Origin of the sequence: Acidipila rosea, assembly GCF_004339725.1 — a bacterium.
GTDB classification, from domain to species: domain Bacteria; phylum Acidobacteriota; class Terriglobia; order Terriglobales; family Acidobacteriaceae; genus Acidipila; species Acidipila rosea.
The window spans coordinates 411,489-432,507 of record NZ_SMGK01000001.1 but is presented as its reverse complement, the minus strand read 5'-3'; the positions used below and the strand labels follow the sequence as shown (position 1 = coordinate 432,507).

The 21,019-nt window shown below is 56.9% G+C and carries 21 protein-coding genes; 14 read left to right on the top strand and 7 right to left on the bottom strand.

The window, feature by feature from the left end; translation table 11 throughout:
* Positions 1 to 26 precede the first annotated feature (26 nt).
* The 5 genes from C7378_RS01790 (at position 27) to C7378_RS01770 (ending at position 4,633) form a co-directional block, all read left to right on the top strand.
* Positions 27 to 611: a methyltransferase family protein gene (locus C7378_RS01790; RefSeq protein WP_131991102.1), complete on the top strand. Its 585-nt coding sequence runs from the start codon at positions 27 to 29 to the stop codon at positions 609 to 611.
* 487 nt (positions 612 to 1,098) lie between these two features.
* Positions 1,099 to 2,184 (top strand): GGDEF domain-containing protein, encoded by a 1,086-nt coding sequence (locus C7378_RS01785; RefSeq protein ID WP_165876591.1) that lies wholly within the window; start codon positions 1,099 to 1,101, stop codon positions 2,182 to 2,184.
* A 40-nt stretch (positions 2,185 to 2,224) separates the two neighbouring features.
* A complete protein-coding gene (gene pdxS, locus C7378_RS01780) occupies positions 2,225 to 3,154 on the top strand; it encodes a pyridoxal 5'-phosphate synthase lyase subunit PdxS (protein WP_131991098.1) in 930 nt (309 codons plus the stop codon).
* 156 nt (positions 3,155 to 3,310) lie between these two features.
* Positions 3,311 to 3,904 carry a pyridoxal 5'-phosphate synthase glutaminase subunit PdxT gene (gene pdxT / locus C7378_RS01775; RefSeq protein WP_424221160.1) on the top strand — a complete coding sequence of 198 codons (594 nt, stop codon included), beginning with the start codon at positions 3,311 to 3,313 and terminating at the stop codon, positions 3,902 to 3,904.
* Positions 3,905 to 3,916: 12 nt separating this feature from the next.
* Positions 3,917 to 4,633, top strand: a complete 717-nt coding sequence (locus C7378_RS01770; protein WP_131991094.1) for a cupredoxin domain-containing protein — start codon at positions 3,917 to 3,919, stop codon at positions 4,631 to 4,633.
* A 91-nt stretch (positions 4,634 to 4,724) separates the two neighbouring features.
* Here the strand turns inward: C7378_RS01770 and rpsT are convergent, their stop codons facing one another.
* Positions 4,725 to 5,003: a 30S ribosomal protein S20 gene (rpsT, locus tag C7378_RS01765; protein WP_131991092.1), complete on the bottom strand. Its 279-nt coding sequence runs from the start codon at positions 5,001 to 5,003 to the stop codon at positions 4,725 to 4,727.
* A gap of 110 nt (positions 5,004 to 5,113) precedes the next feature.
* Entirely contained in the window at positions 5,114 to 6,331 is a 1,218-nt protein-coding gene (locus C7378_RS01760; protein ID WP_243647991.1) for an SGNH/GDSL hydrolase family protein, read from the bottom strand.
* A 262-nt stretch (positions 6,332 to 6,593) separates the two neighbouring features.
* Here C7378_RS01760 and C7378_RS01755 point away from each other — a divergent pair, with 262 nt between their 5' ends.
* From C7378_RS01755 to era, 4 genes are all read left to right on the top strand, one after another.
* Positions 6,594 to 7,607: a PhoH family protein gene (locus C7378_RS01755; RefSeq protein WP_131991090.1), complete on the top strand. Its 1,014-nt coding sequence runs from the start codon at positions 6,594 to 6,596 to the stop codon at positions 7,605 to 7,607.
* 65 nt (positions 7,608 to 7,672) lie between these two features.
* The gene (ybeY, locus tag C7378_RS01750) at positions 7,673 to 8,134 is read left to right on the top strand and encodes an rRNA maturation RNase YbeY (RefSeq protein WP_131991088.1); all 462 of its coding nucleotides are present in this window, start codon (positions 7,673 to 7,675) and stop codon (positions 8,132 to 8,134) included.
* Positions 8,131 to 9,414: a hemolysin family protein gene (locus C7378_RS01745; protein ID WP_131991086.1), complete on the top strand. Its 1,284-nt coding sequence runs from the start codon at positions 8,131 to 8,133 to the stop codon at positions 9,412 to 9,414. The genes ybeY and C7378_RS01745 overlap by 4 nt, the downstream gene beginning before the upstream one ends.
* A gap of 3 nt (positions 9,415 to 9,417) precedes the next feature.
* Positions 9,418 to 10,401, top strand: coding sequence for a GTPase Era (era, locus tag C7378_RS01740; RefSeq protein WP_131991084.1), 984 nt, complete (start codon positions 9,418 to 9,420; stop codon positions 10,399 to 10,401).
* A 38-nt stretch (positions 10,402 to 10,439) separates the two neighbouring features.
* Here the strand turns inward: era and dnaJ are convergent, their stop codons facing one another.
* The 4 genes from dnaJ to dnaK all read right to left on the bottom strand — a co-directional run bounded on the left by dnaJ (position 10,440) and on the right by dnaK (position 14,727).
* Complete coding sequence (gene dnaJ / locus C7378_RS01735) at positions 10,440 to 11,642, bottom strand: molecular chaperone DnaJ (RefSeq protein ID WP_131991082.1); 1,203 nt, start codon at positions 11,640 to 11,642, stop codon at positions 10,440 to 10,442.
* A 6-nt stretch (positions 11,643 to 11,648) separates the two neighbouring features.
* The gene (locus C7378_RS01730) at positions 11,649 to 12,443 is read right to left on the bottom strand and encodes an Fpg/Nei family DNA glycosylase (protein WP_131991080.1); all 795 of its coding nucleotides are present in this window, start codon (positions 12,441 to 12,443) and stop codon (positions 11,649 to 11,651) included.
* 74 nt (positions 12,444 to 12,517) lie between these two features.
* Complete coding sequence (locus C7378_RS17610) at positions 12,518 to 12,688, bottom strand: hypothetical protein (protein ID WP_165876590.1); 171 nt, start codon at positions 12,686 to 12,688, stop codon at positions 12,518 to 12,520.
* Between the two features lie 128 nt (positions 12,689 to 12,816).
* Positions 12,817 to 14,727 (bottom strand): molecular chaperone DnaK, encoded by a 1,911-nt coding sequence (gene dnaK, locus C7378_RS01725; protein ID WP_131991078.1) that lies wholly within the window; start codon positions 14,725 to 14,727, stop codon positions 12,817 to 12,819.
* 251 nt (positions 14,728 to 14,978) lie between these two features.
* On the opposite strand from dnaK, the gene C7378_RS01720 reads away from it, so the two are divergent.
* The 3 genes from C7378_RS01720 (at position 14,979) to C7378_RS01710 (ending at position 18,598) form a co-directional block, all read left to right on the top strand.
* Entirely contained in the window at positions 14,979 to 16,550 is a 1,572-nt protein-coding gene (locus tag C7378_RS01720) for a DHA2 family efflux MFS transporter permease subunit (RefSeq protein WP_131991076.1), read from the top strand.
* Between the two features lie 174 nt (positions 16,551 to 16,724).
* Positions 16,725 to 17,954: an EAL and HDOD domain-containing protein gene (locus C7378_RS01715; protein ID WP_165876589.1), complete on the top strand. Its 1,230-nt coding sequence runs from the start codon at positions 16,725 to 16,727 to the stop codon at positions 17,952 to 17,954.
* 29 nt (positions 17,955 to 17,983) lie between these two features.
* Entirely contained in the window at positions 17,984 to 18,598 is a 615-nt protein-coding gene (locus C7378_RS01710) for a hypothetical protein (protein WP_131991072.1), read from the top strand.
* Between the two features lie 2 nt (positions 18,599 to 18,600).
* Here the strand turns inward: C7378_RS01710 and C7378_RS01705 are convergent, their stop codons facing one another.
* Positions 18,601 to 19,509 carry a YihY/virulence factor BrkB family protein gene (locus C7378_RS01705; RefSeq protein ID WP_131991070.1) on the bottom strand — a complete coding sequence of 303 codons (909 nt, stop codon included), beginning with the start codon at positions 19,507 to 19,509 and terminating at the stop codon, positions 18,601 to 18,603.
* A 171-nt stretch (positions 19,510 to 19,680) separates the two neighbouring features.
* Between C7378_RS01705 and C7378_RS01700 the strand changes: the two genes are divergently transcribed.
* A complete protein-coding gene (locus C7378_RS01700) occupies positions 19,681 to 20,427 on the top strand; it encodes a dienelactone hydrolase family protein (RefSeq protein WP_131991068.1) in 747 nt (248 codons plus the stop codon).
* 202 nt (positions 20,428 to 20,629) lie between these two features.
* Positions 20,630 to 20,977 carry a helix-turn-helix domain-containing protein gene (locus C7378_RS01695; RefSeq protein ID WP_131991066.1) on the top strand — a complete coding sequence of 116 codons (348 nt, stop codon included), beginning with the start codon at positions 20,630 to 20,632 and terminating at the stop codon, positions 20,975 to 20,977.
* The last annotated feature ends 42 nt before the right edge of the window (positions 20,978 to 21,019 follow it).

The following is a 21,019-nucleotide window of genomic DNA, read 5'->3' as shown; positions in this document are numbered from 1 at the left end:
GTATCAGGCCGGGACGGAATGGATCAATGAAGAGCCCTGAAGTACTGCGTTTACTAACGTCCATAGCCACCTTTGGATGGTTCATCCTCCTGGTCATCTGGGTGATCGGCGCCATGAACAGCAAACCAACGCGCCAGCGCCAGCCATGGCGTGTCATTCTTCTTCGGCTCGTGCTTCCCGCGGTGATCCTTTCCATTGCCTTTAGCCATTTCCATATCAGCCCCCTAGGGCAGCAACAGGTGCCACCGTCGCCTGCTGCCATGTGGGCCGGCTTTTTCCTGGATATCAGCGGCATTATTTTTGCCTGCTCGGCTCGCTTTTCCCTCGGATCAAACTGGAGTGGCCACATCACGATTAAGGAAGACCACTCCCTCATCCGTCGAGGACCCTATAAGCTCGTACGCCACCCTATCTACAGCGGGCTCCTGGCAGGTGGGTTAGGCGCCGCCCTGCTCCATGGCTATACCCACTGCTATTTCGCAGTAGCATTCGCTATCCTTGCTGTCTGGATTAAGCTGCGCATGGAAGAACAATTCCTGCTGCAGGAATTTGGCGAAGAGTATCTGCTCTACCGCCGAGAAGTAAGAGCGTTGATCCCATTCCTGCTTTGAGATCGATCTATCTACTCTCCGGGGTGGCCTGACGTGTATGGTGGCCGCGATTTTGGAAACGCATGAGGAGCAGTTCTTCTCTGCTGCAGCGCTTCCCCGCCGGAAAGATAGCTTGCCTGCTTCAGATTCTTTCGACTCTTCTCGTCCGACCCTGTCGGCAGTTCTTCATTTTCATGCAATGACAAAAGTAATTGATTCAATAGTTTGCTACTGTTCTCACGCCTTGATTCTGCCTGAGAAATAGCAATTCCTCTATTAAGCTAGAGATCGAAGGCTATTCGCACGGCGGTCCACTTTACAGATGGTCCTGAGTACACTTCTTCTCACAACTGTGTTGCTCACATTCCTGGCAGGGAGTGCGCTTTTGGCAATGCACCGCAGCAGTCCATCCCTGCGCGGCGTGTCCAGGATGAGTGTTTGTTACTTCTCGGGATGTGCGTGTGCCGTCCTGCTGCTCTCAAGGAATCACACCCCCGAAATCGTCTGGGTGCTGGCTGCAAATTTTGCTTTTCTGCTCTGCTACATCCTCATGCATCTGGCAATCCTCGACTTTTTCGGCAAGGCCTCCCATGTCTCCCTTCTCAGCGGAGTTCTGGTCGCAGTCGATCTCGGCTTCTGCAGCTACTCAATAGCACAGGGTGGCAAGGGATACCTGCGGATTGTGCTGATCAGCATCCTTATCTCAATCCAGCTTGCACAGACATTGCTTGCTCTGAATAAAGAGCTGAGAACCAATATGCGAACCCCTGTGCTGGGCTACATGGTCGTGCTTTCTGTAGTCACTGTCGGCTATCTCGTGAGGGCCGGGCTCGCGTTGGCTATCGGAAGTGCGGACGGAATTGTTGGAAACGGTATCCTCCAGGTCCTGGCGATTCTCACTTTGATCTTTTCCATCGTCGGCTCGGCTTTCGCTTTTATCTGGATGACAACCACCAGGCTCCATCTTGAACTGGAGCATCTGGCATCCACCGATCCACTGACAAAATCCCTGAACCGCAGAGCCATACAAACTCAGTTCCGCCGTGAGTTGGAACTCGCTGGCCGTAACGGCTCACCACTTTCCCTCATCACGCTGGACATTGATCACTTCAAAGCGATCAACGACCAGCATGGGCATGTTGCCGGAGACGTCGTCCTCCGCACCGTAGTCGGTGAACTTCAGGAGCATTCCCGGACTACGGACATACTCGGACGCATGGGAGGGGAAGAATTCCTGATTCTGTTGCCAGCCTCGAATAGAGAAGAGGCCGCCGCCGTCGCCGAACGGTTGCGCGCCGCCCTCGCCAAACTTCGAATTATGCACGGCGACAAAATAATAAGTGTTACTGCCAGCCTGGGCGTCACCGAGGTCTCAGCCCGACATGCAGGGTGGGAAGAATGCTGGGAAGATTCCCTGCGCCGCGGTGATACAGCTCTGTATGCCGCAAAGCAGAGCGGAAGAAACTGTGTCTTCTCACTGGAAGAAGGACCGGCATTTGAGCATATAAAAGAAGCAGCATCTGCTTCCTCCAGGGAAAAATCTCCCGGAACCTCAGCTGTTCCTCTCCTGATAAACTTAGAGGTTGAGGGATAGTCCAGAAATTTAGACTGGACCACCCCCGGAGGGAGTTCCCATGTCAGATCTGAACGGCAATCACACCACGACCACTTCGCTTCGCCTCAAGGTTGGTCTTGCAGAGATGCTCAAAGGTGGCGTCATCATGGACGTCACTGACGCGAAACAGGCGGAGATCGCGGAAAAGGCGGGGGCTGTAGCCGTCATGGCGCTTGAGCGCGTTCCAGCGCAGATTCGCGCTGAGGGTGGAGTTGCACGTATGGCCTCACCCAAAAAGATCAAGGAGATCATGGCCTCGACCTCTATTCCTGTGATGGCAAAGTGCCGCATCGGCCACTTCGCCGAAGCCCAGGTGCTCCAGGAGTTGGGTGTCGATTTCATCGATGAGTCCGAGGTTCTCACGCCCGCCGACGAGCTCCACCACGTCGACAAGCATGCCTTCAAGACCCCTTTCGTCTGCGGGGCCCGCGATCTCGGGGAGGCTCTCCGCCGCATCGCTGAAGGAGCTGCCATGATCCGCACCAAAGGTGAGGCAGGCACTGGCGACGTCGTTCACGCCGTTAAGCACATGCGCCAGATCGTTAAGGACATGCGCTCGTTGACTGTGCTTGGAGAAGAAGAACTTTATGCCGCAGCCAAGGAATTCCGGGCGCCTTACGAGCTCATCCGCATGGTTGCGAAGAGCGGCAAGCTTCCGGTGCCGAACTTTTCCGCAGGTGGCATCGCCACGCCAGCCGATGCTGCACTGGTTCGCCAGCTCGGCGCTGAAGCTGTCTTCGTAGGATCGGGCATCTTCATGCAGGACTCCTATACATTCGCCGAGCCGGCAGAAGCCACCATCCGCGCCCGCGCCATCGTGCGCGCCGCAACCCACTTCGATGACCCGAAGATACTTGCAGAATGCAGCGAAGAGTGCACCGGCGCCATGAAAGGGCTGGCGGTCGCTGCACTCGATCAGTCGCAGATGCTTCAGACCCGCGGCTGGTAAGGTTACGCCTGCTCCTGAGCGCGCCGAACGACGCGCTCAGGAGACAAGTCTCTTTTCTGCTTCTGCCAACAGGCGCAGAGTGCAATGGAAAGCTCAGCATCCGCGCATAGAAGCCACTCGCACCCCACACATCCAAGATTCGGACCCAGCATGCCAATGAATGCCACCCAGCCGCTCCGCATCGGCGTCCTCGCCATCCAGGGGGACTATGACGCACACGCAACCGCACTCAACGAGCTAGGCGCGCAGTCCATTCTCGTCCGCAAACCCGATCAACTCACCGGACTCGATGGACTTATTATTCCGGGCGGTGAATCGACCACGTTTCTCAAGTTTCTGGAGCGGGATGGCTTTCTCAAAAGCCTCCAGTCCTTCGTCCAGACGACACCAACTTTTGGCACTTGTGCGGGATGCATCCTGCTGGCAAAAGAGGTCCAGCACCCACACCAGGAGAGCCTCGCGGTGCTCGATGCAACAGTGGAACGCAATGCATACGGAAGGCAGATTGACTCCGCCATTTACAACGGAGAGACATCCCTGCCTGGCGGCCCGCTCGAAATGGTCTACATTCGTGCCCCGCGCATCACACGAACGGGTCCCGCCGTACGCACTCTCGCAGAGCGTGATGGTTTTCCAGTCCTGGTTGAGCAGGGGCACCTCATGGCCGCAACCTTCCATCCCGAACTTTCCAGCGATCGTCGGGTCCATCAGCACTTCCTCGACCTCGTCCGCAATCATCAGAGCGCCTGAGACAATGGGCGTATGAATCGCGTCTGGTGGATGCCGCCCAATGGCGCTCTGCATGGCTGGGCTATCGATAGGCTCATGTGGGTGAACCTCACCGCTCTTGGAATCTGCCTGGTGTTCGCTCACCTCCTGCTGGCCGCCGCTCTTCTCCGCCGGAAGCGTCACCAGGTTTCCTCTGGCATTCTCCGATGGGAGGTCCTGCCGCTCTTCGGGTTTTGCTGCCTCTACCTATGGCTTGCCATTACAGCCCAGCGGCTCTGGGCAGCCAACCGCTTTGAGGGACCTTCACCGGCAGCTATGCAGGTAGAGGTCGTCGGCATGCAGTTTCAGTGGTACTTCCGCTACCCTGGTCCCGATGCGACTTTCGGGGAGGTCCGGCCACGGCTTGTTGACGCTGCGGATGGGAACCCTTTAGGGCTTGACCCGCGAGACCCCCGCGGCGCCGACGATATCGTCACGAGTGTTCTGGTCGTCCCCGCTGGACGTGAAATAGATCTCCGCCTGCGCGCTCTGGATGTGATTCATGGCTTCTTCATCCCCGGCATGCGGCTTAAGCAGAATGCCGTCCCCGGCCTCGTTCTGCACCTTCACTTCACTCCGGAGGTCGAAGGCGCCTACCCCATCCTGTGCTCCCAGGTCTGCGGCTCGGGTCATGCCCGCATGCAGGCAAAGCTCAAGGTGGTCTCCCCCGCTGCTTACAAAGCCTGGAGCGCGACCTTGAAGCATCGCTGATCCCTCAAGGTCGGGCGAGAGCAAACGAAAGGCCCCCAGAATCTGAGGGCCTTTCGGGTATTACATATTACAAATCGACGTGGATCTTGATTTACGCAGCCTTTGCCGTCGACAATGCCTTGAGACGCGCATTCAGGCGGCTCTTGTAGCGCGACGCGGTGTTGCCGTGCAGAATCCCCTTCTGGACGCTCTTATCGAGTGCAGAAACGGTCTTCCGGTACTGTTCGGTGGCTGCGGCGTGATCGCCCGCCTGCAGCGCCTCGCGCATTGCGCGGAGACTGCCGCGAACGCGACTCTTGTTGGCGCGGTTCACCGCAGTTTTTCTAACCGTCTGACGGGCGCGCTTGAGCGAGGATACGTGGTTCGCCATGTTGCTTCCTTAAAGGTGAATGAAATGGGATGCAGGCAGAAGAGACGCAATTGCCGCATCCCCTACAAACCGTAAGTTTATACGATCCAGCGCTCAAGAGCAATGACTGCCTACTTAAAGAGTGAAAGATCGATAGAGTTCGCCATTGCCTTGTAGCCGGCATCGTTCGGATGAAGGTGGTCGCCGGAATCATCGGCAGGCAGAAATACGTCTGGCTTGGCTGGATCCTGAGTGGCCTTATCGAAATCGATGACTCCGTCAAAGGTGCCGCTGGTTCTGATCCACTGGTTGAAGGCCTGGCGCATCTGCTCGCCCGCCGGAGATTGATAGCCGGCCCCGACATAAGGCGTCAGAGTCGCACCAAAAACTTTGATGCCGTGTTGATGGGCACGTTCGACCATCTGCTCCATAGCAAATTCAAGCTGTTCGGTGGTAATTTCGTCACCGGGGTCGATTGGCTTGGCAGTACGGCCAATGTCATTGATGCCTTCAAGAAGTATCAAGTACTTCACCCCGCTCTGCGCGAGCACATCACGGTCAAACCGCGCGAGGGCATTAGGGCCGGCATTATCGTGCAACAGCCGGTTGCCGCCTATTCCCTGGTTCAGCACACCCAGTTCCGCCGTCTTCTTATTCGCATGCAGGCGCTGGGCCAGCAGGTCCGGCCAGCGTTGATTGGCATCGCGGGTGGAGTGAGCGCCATCAGTAATGGAATCGCCAAATGCCACGATGGCGGCAGATTTCTTCGTCGCCTTGACATCGACCCCCTTTACGAAGCACCAGGAATAATCTGGCTGCTCACCCGTCATGGTCGCCGCAGCGGTGTCATCTCCCGGGGCTGTGAAACTAGTAGCGTCGGCGAAAGAGTGACAGGTAGTTACGGCAATCGGCTGGGTGGGCAGATAGACACTGACGGCGAGATTCGCAAAAGCATCCACCTTGAGCGGAACCGGATCGCTCAGAACCATTGCGCCTGCGGGAATCATGACAGAAGTCTGACCGTGAAAAGTGAGCGCGTGGTCGGTGCCCGGCTGAGTAGCTCCGTCGGCTGCGCTGATCGCAACGTGCGATGCGCCAACCGTAAGGGGCGATGTGCCGAACTCATTTGTCAACTGGATCCTGATCCCATCCCCGCCCGCGGTAAGGTGAACGATGTCGCGGTAAGTTGTGTTCGCGGCATCGTGATCCGGCTTAACGGTAAAGCCCATGGGAGAAGCTGCCCAACTGCCTGTCCATCCGGGTGAAGGGCCTTCAGCCAGTCCTGGCAGTGCGGCAAGGGTTAAAACAGCAGTCATCAGCGATACTTTGCGCGCGGTATTTCTATTCACCTCAGGCGAGCCTCCATGGCACAGCACCAATCTTGCACAGGCAAAGCCTGATCCGTCAAAATTTAGCTGACTTTTCCATTGACGCAGCCTGTAGACAGGGCTAGTCTGAGCGCATTAACGGCAAAGATTTGGTGCTCATCGCCAATCCGGCCCGCAGCTACCCGCATCTAAAAGATGTGGTGTTGCAAATGCTTTCGCTCACTCCCGCTTCCATTTGCGAACCTCAACCACAACCTGTGCCTACAGGAGGGAATCCTTCCGCTTGATGAAAAAAGCGCTGGAAATCACGCCCAACCTCGAGCCCCTGTTCGGGACCCGCGACGAAAACCTACGGCTCATGGAAGACGCTCTTCATGTGCGCATCGATCTCACCTCTGACGCGGTTCAGGTGGAAGGCCAACTAGATGCGATCAATCGAGTTGAGCGTATCTTCGCTGATTTTGAACACCTTAGGCGCGGCGGCGTCAATCTCCACAATGGTGAACTGCACAGCATGCTCAAGCTGGTAATTGCAGATCCGACTATAACGCTGCGAAGCGTGGCCGAGAGCGGCAAGCAGCGCTCCGCTGGAACAAAGCGCATGGTGCAGCCGCGCTCGCTCAACCAGCGATACTATTGCGAAGCCATCGAGCAGAATGACATGGTCTTCGGAATTGGTCCGGCAGGCACCGGTAAGACTTATCTCGCCGTGGCCATGGCCGCCGCCGCGCTGATGGCAAAAAAGGTCAGCCGCATCGTTCTCGTCAGACCGGCAGTCGAGGCTGGGGAACGGCTCGGCTTCTTGCCGGGCAGCCTTCAGGAGAAGGTTGATCCTTATCTCCGCCCACTGTATGACGCGCTTTACGACCTGCTCGAACCCGAACGCGTCGACAAAATGCTGGAACGCAACGTAATCGAGGTTGCGCCCCTCGCGTTCATGCGCGGACGCACCCTGAACGACGCCTTCATCATCATGGACGAAGCGCAGAACACTACCAGCGAGCAGATGAAAATGTTCCTCACCCGCCTGGGCAACAACGCCAAGGCAGTCATTACGGGGGACGTAACCCAGATCGATCTCCCCAACCCCAAGAAGTCCGGACTGGTGGAGGCGATGAGCATTCTGGAAGGGGTCGACGGCATACGCTTTGTCCGATTCGAGGATGGCGATGTTGTCCGTCATCACCTGGTGCAGCGCATCATTCGCGCCTATGATGGCTTCGGCCGCGAGCAGCGGGAGCTGCCACTTTCGCTATCGGAAGAGGCCATCATGCGATCTTCCGCAAAGCCCCAGTAGGCTCGCGTGCGATAACATCAACACTGGAGGGCTTTGACGCCCTCCAGCGTTGTTTTTGCGCACTTATGATCCTGATCGAACCTGACGCGACGAAGAGCTTCAAAGCATCCGCATTGAGAAAGCGCGAACTGTCGCGCTTTCTCAATGCGGCGCAGAAGGCTGCAAAACTTCGCGGCCGCGTCGACGTGCTGCTCACAGACGATGCAGGCATCAAGCGCCTCAATCGCGATTTCCGCAAGAAAAATAAAGCCACGGATGTGCTCTCCTTTCCAGCCTTCGCTCCACCCGGGCTCAAGTCTCCCATGGCGGGAGATCTCGCCATTTCTCTCGACACAGCGTCCCGGCAGGCAGAGAGCTTTGGCCATACGCTCGAGGTAGAGCTCCAGATACTCATGCTGCATGGTCTGCTGCACCTCACTGGCCTGGACCATGAGACCGACAAGGGCGAAATGGCTGCGTACGAAGCCGCTTTGCGAGTCGAACTGGGCCTTCCGACAGGCTTGATCCAGCGGAGTGGAACGCGATGAGCCTGGCCTACATCGCCGCCGGAGCCATATTACTGATCGTACTGACCTTCGCGTCGTATATTGACCGGCTGTATTCGGAAATGGGTAAATTTCTCGCCCGGGAATTCCAGGAAAACATCGATGCATGGGAGCAGCTCGTAGAGCCCAAGATCAAGCTGGGACGGGAACGCATCGCGCTCTCGGCTTCCGTCCTCACTCACCTTTCGATCGCACTGCTCACATTGCTCTTTGCTGCAGCGCTTTTTGATCGTGACTCGATTTACGACCGCCCCACCGTCGCCGAGGTAGGCCAGGTAGTTCTCGGTATCGTGCTGGTAATCATGCTGTTCAATCAGCTCTTGCCCTTTGTCTTTTTTACCCGCACGCGGGGCGTATGGGTAGCCAAGGTGCGATGGCTGATACGAACCCTTATCTACTGCGCGCTCCCAGTCACCTTCTTTTTGAGCTTCCTGTTATCCATTGCAGCGCTTGCCGAAACGCCTCGCAGAACGGATGAAGAAACCACTTCTGAAGGCGTAGAGGCTCTGATCGAAGCGGGCGAAGAGGAGGGCATCCTAGAAGAAAGCGACCGTGATCTGGTCCGTTCCGCGGTCGAATTTGGCGACAAGGTAGCGCGAGAGGTCATGACTCCGCGCCCTTCCGTCTTCGCTGTTGCGACCGAGACCACGATTGAAGCATTTCTGACCATGCTCGCTGAGCACCCGTTCTCTCGTGTACCTGTCTTCAAGGGGACCCTGGATACCGTCACCGGGATTGTTTTCGCGCATGATCTCCTGCAGATCTCCGATGCGGATGCTCACACCAGAACAGTCGGCAGCATTGAACGTGTCGCCGCCTTTGTACCAGAGACAAAGAAAGTCAATGAGCTGCTCCGCGAAATGCAGCGCGAGAAGCAGCACATGCGCATCGTAATCGACGAATATGGCGGCGTTGCCGGAATAGTCACCATCGAAGACCTGCTTGAAGAAATCGTAGGTTCCATTTCTGATGAGCATGAGACGGAAAGTGTCGAAGAATCGATTGTGCGTGAACCGGATGGCGCGCTGCTGGTGCCCGGCAGCTTTGAACTGGCACAACTCGAACAAATCCTTCCGGATGCACTCGAGGGTAACGAGGAGATGGAAGCAACAACCGTAGGCGGCTGGGTAAGCGAGATCGCGGGGCGCATCCCGCTGCCCGGCGAGGTTATCGAGGAGTCGGGCCTGCGCTTTGAGGTACTGGCCTCGACAGACCGAAGAATTGTGCGCGTGAAAGTTTCACGCATCAGGAATGAGGAGTAGAAAGTGCGATCAGGTTTTGTATCCATTCTAGGCCGGCCAAATGCCGGCAAGTCGACGCTCATTAATGCGCTGGTCGGCGAAAAGGTGGCCATTGTCACCAGCAAGCCGCAGACTACGCGTAGCCGCATTCACGGCATCGTGGATATCCCGGCCGTCAAGGGTAAGCACCATGCGGCCCAGATCGTCTTTGTCGATACCCCGGGAGTGCACAAGCCGGGCTCCATGCTCGACAAGCGCATGATGCAGGAGGTTCACGACGCCCTGGCCCAGCGCGATATCGTGCTGCTCATCATCGACGCCACCCGGCGTATCGAGATTGATGATCCCAAAAGCGAAGACACCTTCGTCTTTGAATTGATTAAGAAGGTGGACTGCCCCGTCTTCCTGATCATCAACAAGATCGATCTGGTCGATCGCGAGAAACTGCTTCCGTTGATTGCGCAGCTCAGCGCTTTGTATCCGTTTGCGGAGGTCTTCCCTATCTCCGCACGCAAGCGCGACGGCCTGGAGCGCCTGACTGAGAAGCTCATAGAGCATCTGCCGGAGGGCCAGCGCTATTTCCCGAAAGACCAGTTCACTGACCAACCCGAGCGTTTCCTGGTAGCGGAACTGATTCGCGAGCGCATTCTCATGGAGACTGGCGAGGAAGTGCCCTACGCATCGGCGGTAGTCATTGAACGCTTTGAAGAGCCGGAGCCTGCCAAGGGCGACAGATTGCCACTCACCCGAATCGCAGCAGCCATCTACTGCGAGCGTACCGGGCAGAAGGCCATCCTGATCGGCAAAGGCGGCAGCAAGCTCAAGAGCATAGGAACGTCAGCCCGCAAAGAGATCGAGTCGTTGCTGGGAACGCGCGTCTTTCTTGAACTTCACGTCATCGTGAAAGAAAACTGGCGCGAGTCACAGGGCTTCGTAGAAGCACTGGACTGGCGCCGGCAGATTGCGGAAATGGGCGAAGCTCAGAAGCAGCGCGAAGAAGAAGACTGAAGCTCCTCCTTCGCGCCTGAACTGCCCTCTACAGCAACCTAAATTTTGGCCCACATTTGCTCGCGCGGGTCCTCAGGGTTGAGCTTCGCCAGTTCGCGGAGAATCTCCTTCGAGCGTTCATCCTTGAGCTGCGGAACGAAGATTTCGACCGTCACAATCTGGTCTCCCCGCACCCCTTCATGTGCAGCGGACGGTACGCCCCGCTCCCGCAGACGCAGCTTCTGGCCGGATTGCGTGCCCGGCGGGATCTTCAACTGCGCACGGCCATCGATGGTCGGAACCTCGACCTTTGCACCCAGAGCTGCCTCAGCAATCGTTACAGGAACGGTAACCAGCACATTGTCTCCCTCACGAGTGAAGACCGGGTGCGGACCGATCCTGATCACAAGGTAGAGATCGCCTGCAGGGCCGCCATTGAGACCGGCGTTGCCCTTACCAGCCAACCGGATGCGCTGCCCGTCGCGCGTGCCGCCCTTGATTCGAAATTCCACCGTCTCACTGCGCGTGACCGTACCCTGGCCGTGACAGGTGGCGCACGCATTCTGGACCTTACCCGATCCACCGCAAACTGGACATTGGATATTGAACTTCATCCTGCCGCCCATCTGCGTCACCTGTCCCGACCCGTGACACTCCGGACAGGTCTGCGGTCCCCCCGTCGAAGCCTTGCCCTTGCAGGTCGGGCAGACCTCCTGGCGCTGGATCTGCAGCTTCATCGTGCCGCCACGAATTGCCGTCCAGAAATCCGTATTTACCTGATACTCAAGGTCGGTGCCGGGCTGCGGCCCCTGTTGCTGGCGGCCGCCTTGAGAAAAGATCCCTGAAAAGATGTCGCGGAAGTTACCCCACCCGCCTTCGCTCCCCGATGGCTGTTGCGCACCCGGCTGGGCCGAGTAACCTGAGAAATCAAAGCCTCCAAAGTCGAAGGGGACACCCTGCTGCCCTCGTCCCCCGGCTGACCCGTAGCCGCCGCGCGCCGCCGCTTCTGCGGCCGCCGGATCGATCTGGTCGGAGTAAAAGCCAAGCTGATCAAAGATCTTGCGCTTCTTCTCATCACTCAGAACGTCATTCGCTTCTGAGAGTTCCTTGAATTTCTCCTCAGCCTTTTTATCTCCCGGGTTTACATCCGGGTGATACTTGCGGGCAAGCTTGCGGAATGCCTTGCGGATCTCGTCCGAAGTCGCGTTCTTCTTTACCCCAAGGATGCCGTAATAATCTTTCTGCTGCGGTGTAGTTGGCATTCTTTCTTAATCCTTCTGACACTGGGGACACCAATAAACTGTCCGCCCAGCTATCTGCCTGCTCTCAATCTTCACACTACAAACCCGGCATGGTCTGCCCTGTCGCCGGTAAACATAATGCACATCTTCATCATGAACCGGACGGGAGCGATGCGAGCGGTCTGCTGGCCTGGTCGTTACGATGCGGCGGTCGACCATTCCGTTTCGCATCAGTTTCTTTGCCTCCGTCCATAGGCCCTTCCTCTGGCTGGCACTCACCGCACTGCCTGGCCGGAACGGGTGAAGACGGGCTCGGAAAAGTAACTCAGCACGGTAGATGTTTCCTATCCCAGCCAATACCGACTGATCCATCAACAATGCCCCTATCGGCGTAGCACGGCGTTCGATGAGGGCAAAGGCTGGAGCGGGATCAGAATCCTCGCGAAGCGGGTCGGGACCCAGGCGTTGAAGCAGCGCCTTCCACCGCTCTTCATTGAAGATTGAGCAGTCGGTAGGCCCCCTCAACTCGATCCAGTCTGTCTTTGTCCACATCCTCAGCCGGAGCGCGCCCTTCGCCGCTGGATAGGGCATCTGCCCTTCCCGGAAATCTCCATACATGCCCAGGTGGACATGCAGGATAAGGTCGCGGCCGAAGAAGTAGCCAAGATGCTTGCCGTAGGCTTCAACCCCGCGAAGCATCCGGCGATCCAGCAAATCTGCATGAGCAAACCCGCCATTGGGCGAGTCAACCTGCACTCGCCTTCCGGCAAAAGCCGTTGCATGCCGGAGAGCGAAACGGTGGATTTCATTTCCTTCCGGCATGCTCGACCCGATACAGTCCGCTTTTCCTGAGTTTCATCTTTCGGTCCCGCAGCGTTAGAGTCAACTGCTGGAATTTAGTTCCAAACCATGCTGACAGGAATGGCTTCGACGCGCCAGAATAAGTCCGGTTCGACCCGGGTCATCTGGGCAACAAATTCATCGGCTTCCTTCCGGCTATTAAACATCACGCTGTTGTAGACCTTTCCAGCCCTCAACTGCTCACATCTCCAAAGGGTATCTGTCATTTACTGCTCCCCACGGCTCCTACTACTAGCTACTAGATAGAAAACCGCGGGGCGGCCCAATGTTGCGATGAGCGCGCCCCGCGTGTCTGCCACCGGTACACTTTCACCGGGTCTTGCCTGTCTGCCCTTTACTTCTTCTCGTCCACGTCGACGTATTCCGCATCGATTACGCCTTCGTCTTTCTTCTCATCCGCCGTACCGGCTACGGCTTGCGCTCCATCCGCCGGAGGCGCGGCGTTCGCTTTATACATCGCCTCGGCAAGCTTGTGGGAAGCTGCGGTCAACTTCTCCCGCGCCCCATTCAGATCACCGACCGACGGCGTACCTTCCAGCGTCTTCTTTGCTTCGGCAAGCGCTGTCTCCACGTCAGCCTTATCGCTGCCGGAGACCTTATCCCCGCTTTCCTTCAGCATCTTATCGACGCTATAGACGAGGTTGTCGAGACCGTTGCGGGCTTCGATTTCCTCCCGCTTGGCCTTGTCTTCCGAGGCGTGCGCGTCGGCTTCTTTCGCCATCCGCTCCACCTCTTCCTTGCTTAGACCCGACGAGGACGTAATCGTAATCTTCTGGTCCTTACCGGTAGCATTGTCCTTCGCCGTCACATTGAGGATGCCGTTTGCATCGATGTCAAAGGTGACTTCGATCTGAGGTACCCCCCGCGGAGCCGGGGGAATGCCGCTGAGCTTGAACTTGCCAAGCGTACGGTTCTGGGCTGCCATCGGCCGCTCGCCCTGCAGCACATGAACTTCGACCTCAGTCTGGCTATCTCCGGCGGTCGAAAACGTCTCCGTTTTCTTAGTCGGGATCGTTGTGTTGCGCGGGATCATCGGCGTCGCTACGCCTCCGAGCGTCTCAATGGACAGCGTCAAAGGAGTAACGTCGAGCAGCAGCAGATCCTTGACTTCACCCGCGAGCACCCCGGCCTGCACTGCAGCGCCGATCGCCACTACTTCGTCCGGATTGACACCGCGATGCGGCTCCTTGCCGAAGAGTTCCTTCACGATCTGCTGGATGCGCGGCATGCGTGTCTGTCCACCAACCAGCACCACTTCGTCGATCTTGCTCGCATCGACACCAGCATCAGCCATTGCCTTCTTGCAGGGCTCGATGGAGCGCTGCAGGATGTCCTCGACCAGCTGCTCGAGCTTCGCACGGGTCAACTTCTTGACCAGGTGCTTAGGCCCGGTTGCGTCCGCCGTGATGAACGGCAGATTGATCTCGGTCTCCATGGTGGTTGAGAGCTCAATCTTGGCCTTTTCTGCCGCATCCTTGAGCCGCTGCAGCGCCATCTCATTGCCTTTGGCGCGCAGATCCAACCCTTCGTCCTTCTTGAACTCGTCGATCAACCAGTCAACGATCTTCTGGTCGATATTGTCGCCGCCAAGATGGGTGTCTCCGTTCGTAGACTTGACTTCGATAACGCCTTCGCCGACTTCGAGAATAGAAATATCGAAAGTACCGCCACCGAAGTCGTAAACCGCGATCGTCTCATCCTTCTTCTTGTCCAGGCCGTAGGCCAGTGCAGCTGCCGTCGGCTCGTTCACGATGCGCTTGACATCGAGACCGGCGATGCGGCCTGCGTCCTTCGTCGCCTGGCGCTGCGCATCGTTGAAGTAGGCCGGAACAGTGATCACCGCCTCAGTTACAGAAGTTCCGAGATAGTCTTCGGCCGCCTTCTTGAGCTTCTGGAGGATCATTGCTGAAACTTCGGGTGGAGTGTAGTCCTTCCCCTGCGCCTCGACGACGATGTGATCCCCCTGCTGCTTGACCTTGTAAGGAACCATCTTCATTTCGTCGTTTACTTCGTTATAGCGACGCCCCATGAAGCGCTTGATCGAATAAATCGTATTCTCAGGGTTGGTGATCGCCTGACGTTTGGCCACCTGACCAACCAGCCGTTCTCCACTCTTTGTGAATCCAACTACCGAAGGGGTGGTCCTGCCGCCCTCTTCGTTCGGGATCACTTTGGGTTCGCCACCCTCCATGACCGCTACGCAGGAATTAGTCGTTCCGAGATCAATACCGATAATTTTTGCCATATGCCTTTAGCCGCCTGTACCGAGTGCTTACTGTCCCAGCATTGCACTTGAGTGTTCTATTGTCAACTTATCTGATGGCGAGATCGCACTCAAGGATGCAGAGGTTATCGCTATTTTTTACTGAATGCTGCAAGTCATTGAAGCCCAAAGAAATGCATCCATTACCATCCTTTGCTCCTCTAAATAGCTGGCCGTAAGGCAATCGTCTTAAATCAAGCAAAGATCGCTGGAAATCCTCCGGAAGGACCTGGATGCCCCCTCCTGACTCCAACTCGGCTCAAAATGCGGGGGTAAATCCCTGGTTGATCGCCGCATCCGTGATGCTGGCGACGTTCATGGAAGTTCTCGATACAGCAATTGCTTCGGTTGCGCTTCCTTACATCGCAGGCTCGCTGGGGGCGACTACGGATGAAGCCACCTGGGTGCTGACCAGCTACCTGGTCGCAAACGCCATCATTCTGCCGGCCAGCAATTGGTTTGCATTGAAGTTTGGCCGGAAGCGCTTTCTTATTAGCTGCGTCATCATCTTCACCATCTCCTCCTTTTTCTGCGGAGCCGCACCTTCGCTGGTGTTCATTCTCATTGCCCGCATTGTGCAGGGTGCAGGAGGAGGCGCCCTGCAACCGCTCTCCCAGGCCATTCTGCTGGAGAGTTTTCCTCCGGCGAAGCGTGGCGCGGCCATGGCCGTCTTCGCTTTTGGAGTTGTGGTGGCCCCGGTGCTGGGGCCAACCCTGGGCGGCTGGCTGACGGACAGCTACAGCTGGCGCTACGCCTTCTACATCAACATTCCAGTCGGCGCTCTGGCCGTCTTTATGATCAGCCGCTTCGTGCATGATCCCCCCTATATCAAGAACGCCAAAGTCTCCCCCTTCGACAACCTGGGCTTTGGACTGCTGGCGGTATGGGTAGGCTGCCTGCAGGTGATTCTGGACAAAGGCCAGGAGGATGACTGGTTCGCAGCTACCTGGATCCGCTGGGCGACCTTCTTTCTCGTGGTGAGCCTCGTTTGGTTTATTGTCCACTCCTGGCGGAATAAGACGCCGCTGGTAAACCTGCGCACCTTGAAGAACTGGAACTTCGCGGTCGGCTGTCTGCTCATCGCCGTCTTTGGCGTGTGCATCTACTCGATGATTACAGTCCTGCCGCTTTTCTATCAGGAGCTACTGGGCTACACCGCCTTCACCGCCGGTCTGGTGGTAGGCCCACGCGGTATAGGCTCCATTCTTGGCATGCCCGTGATCGGGTGGCTCGGCGGCAAGGTGGATGCGCGCTATCTGCTGAGTTTCGGCTTCATTGTCTTCGGAATCACCTCGATCATCTTTGCGAATGTAGATCTCAGCATCAGCCCAACAACCCTGCTGTGGCCAATTATTATTACCGGCTTTGCGCTCAGCTTTGTCTTTGTACCGATCACCACCCAGGCTTATGGCACCCTGCGCAATGAGCAAATCGGAAATGCCAGCGGCATCTTCAATCTGGTACGAAATGTCGGGGGGTCGATCGGCATCTCGGTGGCACAGACGCTGTTAACCCGACGCACCGATGTCCACCAGACCGAGATGACGAACTACGTGAGCACCAGCCAGTACTGGTTTCAGCAGCGACTGGAGAGTCTTACAAGCTATCTCGGCCACCACACGAATCCTGCAAATGCGCTGGCTGCCAGCCAGGGACAGCTCTACCGGCAACTCGGTCAGCAGGCACTGCTCTGGGCCTTTGTCGATGTTTTCCGCTGGACCTCGATCCTGTGTTTCGGTTGTGTCGCCCTGGTCTGGCTCTTCCGCAAGGTAAAAGCAACCAAGGCTCCCGTCGGAGCTCACTAGCTTCTTGCGCCAGGATGAAAGTGGGCACGCAACCAGTTTTACCTCACATTTCCTCCTCCATGGCCGATAGGAATTGTAGAGTTGAGAGGCCATTCGCTATCAGGCTTATCGCCCTGAAGCGGAAAGATTATGGATTGCATAGCCACTGGCACGTTGAAACTGGAAAGACCCAGAATGCAGGTACTTGCACCCACGCGCTTTCTAGCCAAACAGCCGATCTTCGACAGCGACCTCCAGCTTTTCGGCTACGAACTCCTCTTCCGCGAGGGGTTCGAGAATTGCTTTTCGGGCTCACCGGAGTCTGCAACCAAGCAGGTGATGGATAGTTACCTTCTTCTCTGCATGGACTCAGATCCGGGAACAATCTTTCTAAACTGCACGCGCGATGCGCTTGTATCGCGACTGGTCACCCTTTTGCCGCCCGCAACGACGGTGCTGGAGATACTGGAGGACGTCGAGCCGGATGAAGCGGTGCTGGCCGCCTGCAGCGAACTGCGCCGGAAGGGTTATCGGTTTGCGTTGGATGATTTTTCACCGTTGCCGTCGCGCATGCCGCTTCTCCAGTTTGCCGACTTCATCAAGGTGGACTTTCAGCTATCCTCCGCTGCCGATCGCGCTGCCATCTATGCCTTGGTTCATGGAACCAATATCAAGCTGTTAGCCGAAAAAGTCGAGACGCAGGAGGAGGTGGAAGAAGCGCGCCGTGAGGGAAACACCTATTTTCAAGGCTATTTCTTTTCGCGCCCTCAGGTGATCGCGCAGCGTGATATTCCGCCCAACCACACGACCTACATGCGACTGCTGGCAGCTCTCTCCCAGACGCCGCTCGACATGAAAAGCATTGAACAGCTTGTGGTAGCGGAGGCGTCTCTGTGCTATCGCTTGCTGCGGCTTGTCAACTCTGCCCTGTTTGGCCTGCGCCGAGAGGTACAGTCCATTCACAACGCCCTGATCATGATAGGCGAGCAGGAGTTTCGCAAGCTTGTCACAGTCGCTTTGGCGGGTGTGCTGGCTGAAAACCAGCAGCCTACGCTGATTTCTCTGGCGCTTGAGCGGGCTCGCTTCTGCGAGCTCCTTGCCCCGCCGATTGAGCAAAACTCGGCCGAGCAATACCTTCTGGGGCTGCTCTCGCTCGTGGATGCCATTCTGGAATCGCCCATGCAGCAGGTGGTTGACTCCCTGCCCCTGCGGCCTGAGGTCAAGGCGGCGCTGCTCGGCGAGCCAAATTTTGTCGGCATGCCTCTCCACCTCAGACGGAGATATGAAGAGGGCAATTGGCAAGCCTGTAGCGATTTACAGCAGGTCCTCGGCCTCACTGAGTCTTTCATTACCCAGGTCTATGTGGACGCAGTGTCATGGGCCAACCAGGTGCTCTGTTCTGCCCGTGAAGTCCACTCAGCTTGAAAATGCATCTATCAGGCTGAGGGATCGATATGCCAAAGAATCTGCTGCCGGACCATGGCGGCAAAGCTCTGAAGAAGGCGACCCGGTCGGCCGCGCTCGAAAAGCCCCCGACTACACCTGCCAAGAAGCGACCCAAAAAGCACGCCGGTACCCCTCCAGAGAATGATCTGGAGCGCGCCTACTGCCATCTGGGACGGGCTGCCGCTGTCGCTGCCGAGCTTCAGGCCGCGCCTCGCGAGTTTGTCTCCCGCTTTCTCGAATACGGGGCTGAATTTTACCTTGAAGCCCTATCAGAGAAGGGCAGGAACGCCGAGCACGCCGCCTTCGCCGCCGCAGAAGTGCTGCGAACCGCCGAACACATTGCCCTGGCCAGCCTTTATGGGCAAAACCGAAGCTCCGTGCCCGCGCTACCGGCCCCCAAAACCGACCACGTCAAGCGACTGCAGCAGACAAGCCGCCGGATCGACGATGCTGTACGCCACGCTCGTAGCAGCCCCCACCTTGCGCAGTTTACGGCCGCCGCCCGGGAACTGCTGCGTCAGGCCGAGCAGTCTACCGAGTCCCATGAAACACAACTCGCGCACGAGTTCCTGCATGCGGCAGAGGCACTGACGGAGGCCTTATCGCAACTGCCTGAAGAGTAGGCTCAGGCAGCGGGAATGCCCGGTATGGCGCGTCCGAGCTTTCTTGCTGCCACCCTGCCTCTCCGCTGTTTTTCGAGCTCCGCATTCACCTCCGCGCCCGCAATGATGGCGCAGCCGGTCAGATAGAGCCAGAGCATCAGTCCGATTACCGCCCCGAGGGAACCATAGGTAGCGTTGTAATTGGACATATGGTTCAGATAAAAACTGAGCCCAAATGACCCGAGGAACCATGTAACAACGGCAAAGGTCGCTCCAGGCAGCGTTGACCATACGCGGCTCCTCCGGTTAGGCCCCATCAGATAGACAAGTTCCAATCCGATAACAAAAGTGACAAACATAACCGCAATGCGCAGCGCAGGCCATAGATCTGCAAATGCCTCAGGTACGCCAAATGTCCTTACCATGAAGTGACCAAAGCGGGGACCACTGAGCAAGGCGATCAGAGAAATGACGGCCAGCGCCCCACTGGTGAAAGTCAGCAGCAGCGCCTGCAAACGGTCGCGCCACCATGGCCGAGTGACTTCAACGTCATAGGCTACATTGAGCGCGTCGATGAGCGCAGAAAAGCCCCCTGTAGAGGCCCACAGGTAAGTCAATACTCCGAAGGAGAGCAGCCCCTGGTGGTGTGTGGTCAACACTCCACTGACGATCCTCTCCACCAGAGCCATAGCGTCGGCAGGCACCAGGGCGGCCATCATATTCAGCAACTGCTGGAACAGGTTCGGGATCGGCAGATAGCCCAGAAGGGAAGAAAAGATGAAAAGCAGCGGCACCAGCGACAATAGGAAATAAAACGCAATCGCAGCCGCGATCACAAAAGCTCGGGTCCGAAAGAGCTCGTTGTAAATGATCGGCGGGAGCTGACGAATGGCCTGCTTCCATCCGTATTCGTCCTCAGGTCTTATCTTCATGGGGTAACGTGAGCATCACTGGTTCCGATGTCAATTCATGACTACGAGATGTGCCGCGGCAAAACCATTGTGGATCATCTACAAATTCATTGACCGGGCGCAGCACAATGCCGTCCCGGTGTGGCATCATTACCGTGCGCTTAAAAACCCGGGCCCTTTAAGAGGTGTGTTGTGCGACGTACGCTGCTCCTGTTTTCCCTCTGCGCTCTTCTGACGCTTACCGTGCATGCCGCCGAACCTCAAAGCATCTCCTTTCCCAGCGGAACAGAGACGGTTCATGGCCTGCTTTACCTGCCCTCTGGCCAGGGTCCGCACCCGGCTATCGTAGTGATCCATGAGTGGTGGGGTTTGAACGACTGGGTCAAGCAGCAGGCTGCTGATCTGGCCCGCCAGGGATATGTTTCACTGGCCGTCGATCTTTACCGTGGGCAGGTTGCGACTGATCCGGAGGTGGCTCATGAGTTGATGCGTGGCCTGCCTCAGGATCGCGGCGTCCGCGATCTTCTCGCGGCTACGAGCTACCTGGCCGGGCGCAAAGACGTAGCTGCTGACCGCATCGGCGCAGTGGGCTGGTGCATGGGGGGCGGGTTCGCGGTGCAGCTGGCAGTGGCTGACCCGCAGTTGCGTGCGGTGGCAATCAATTACGGTTCCCTCCCTACCGATCCGGCTTCGATCGAAAAAATTCATGCTGCGGTGCTCGGCAACTTTGGAGGCTTGGACCGCGGCATTACACCTGCGGACGTAAATGCTTTCGAATCTGCGCTTAAGAAGCTGAACCATCCGACGAATATCAAAATCTACCCGGATGCCGGCCACGCTTTCGAGAACCCGAATAATACGGCTGGCTATCGCGCGCAGGATGCGAAAGATGCAGAGCAGCGGATGACGACTTTTTTCGCTAAGACGTTGAAAAGGTGACTTAAATCACCAAGCTAGCCTCAGCGGGACGCGCAAAGGTACCGTAAAAAGCCAAATTTCTATCTGACGTAAAAACTTTACGAATGGTTGCAAAAATAATGCTTGCATATCCTACTTCCTGCGTGTTAACTATGCAGCCAACACCTCGATATTGCTCGGATTCGCACAAAGAGGGGAAAGTGTGGGGTTAGCCACCACAAACATGAAAATAGGTACAACAATTAAGGGTTTTCGCTTACAGAAGGGTTTATCGCAGGGAGACATAGAGAAGCGCACCGGCCTGCTGCGCTGCTACCTGTCAAGAGTAGAGAACGGCCATACGGTTCCCTCTCTCGACACGCTTTCGAAAATTGCAGGAGCTCTCGACCTGCCATTAGCGCAGTTTTTCGCCGAGGATAGCCTTAGCCGCGAACTGAATACGCACAGTCTGACGGACGACGAGTTACGTTTCCTTACGCAGATAAGGCGCTATTCCACCAATCTGAATGACAGCGACCGCAAATTACTGCTGGCCATGGTCAAGAAGTTCGCCGCAACCGCTGTCCGCTAACGCACGGGGACAATCCGGTCGTGGTTTTCTTCCAGCTGCGTT

Excerpts from the sequence above, each read along its gene's own strand:
- C7378_RS01790 (WP_131991102.1), top strand. The coding sequence starts at position 27 with ATGAAGAGCCCTGAAGTACTGCGTTTACTAACGTCCATAGCCACCTTT.
- pdxS (WP_131991098.1), top strand. The coding sequence starts at position 2,225 with ATGTCAGATCTGAACGGCAATCACACCACGACCACTTCGCTTCGCCTC.
- pdxT (WP_424221160.1), top strand. The coding sequence starts at position 3,311 with ATGAATGCCACCCAGCCGCTCCGCATCGGCGTCCTCGCCATCCAGGGG.
- C7378_RS01770 (WP_131991094.1), top strand. The coding sequence starts at position 3,917 with ATGAATCGCGTCTGGTGGATGCCGCCCAATGGCGCTCTGCATGGCTGG.
- rpsT (WP_131991092.1), bottom strand. The coding sequence starts at position 5,003 with ATGGCGAACCACGTATCCTCGCTCAAGCGCGCCCGTCAGACGGTTAGA.
- ybeY (WP_131991088.1), top strand. The coding sequence starts at position 7,673 with ATGATCCTGATCGAACCTGACGCGACGAAGAGCTTCAAAGCATCCGCA.
- C7378_RS01745 (WP_131991086.1), top strand. The coding sequence starts at position 8,131 with ATGAGCCTGGCCTACATCGCCGCCGGAGCCATATTACTGATCGTACTG.
- dnaJ (WP_131991082.1), bottom strand. The coding sequence starts at position 11,642 with ATGCCAACTACACCGCAGCAGAAAGATTATTACGGCATCCTTGGGGTA.
- C7378_RS01730 (WP_131991080.1), bottom strand. The coding sequence starts at position 12,443 with ATGCCGGAAGGAAATGAAATCCACCGTTTCGCTCTCCGGCATGCAACG.
- C7378_RS17610 (WP_165876590.1), bottom strand. The coding sequence starts at position 12,688 with ATGACAGATACCCTTTGGAGATGTGAGCAGTTGAGGGCTGGAAAGGTC.
- dnaK (WP_131991078.1), bottom strand. The coding sequence starts at position 14,727 with ATGGCAAAAATTATCGGTATTGATCTCGGAACGACTAATTCCTGCGTA.
- C7378_RS01720 (WP_131991076.1), top strand. The coding sequence starts at position 14,979 with ATGCCCCCTCCTGACTCCAACTCGGCTCAAAATGCGGGGGTAAATCCC.
- C7378_RS01715 (WP_165876589.1), top strand. The coding sequence starts at position 16,725 with ATGCAGGTACTTGCACCCACGCGCTTTCTAGCCAAACAGCCGATCTTC.
- C7378_RS01710 (WP_131991072.1), top strand. The coding sequence starts at position 17,984 with ATGCCAAAGAATCTGCTGCCGGACCATGGCGGCAAAGCTCTGAAGAAG.
- C7378_RS01705 (WP_131991070.1), bottom strand. The coding sequence starts at position 19,509 with ATGAAGATAAGACCTGAGGACGAATACGGATGGAAGCAGGCCATTCGT.
- C7378_RS01695 (WP_131991066.1), top strand. The coding sequence starts at position 20,630 with ATGAAAATAGGTACAACAATTAAGGGTTTTCGCTTACAGAAGGGTTTA.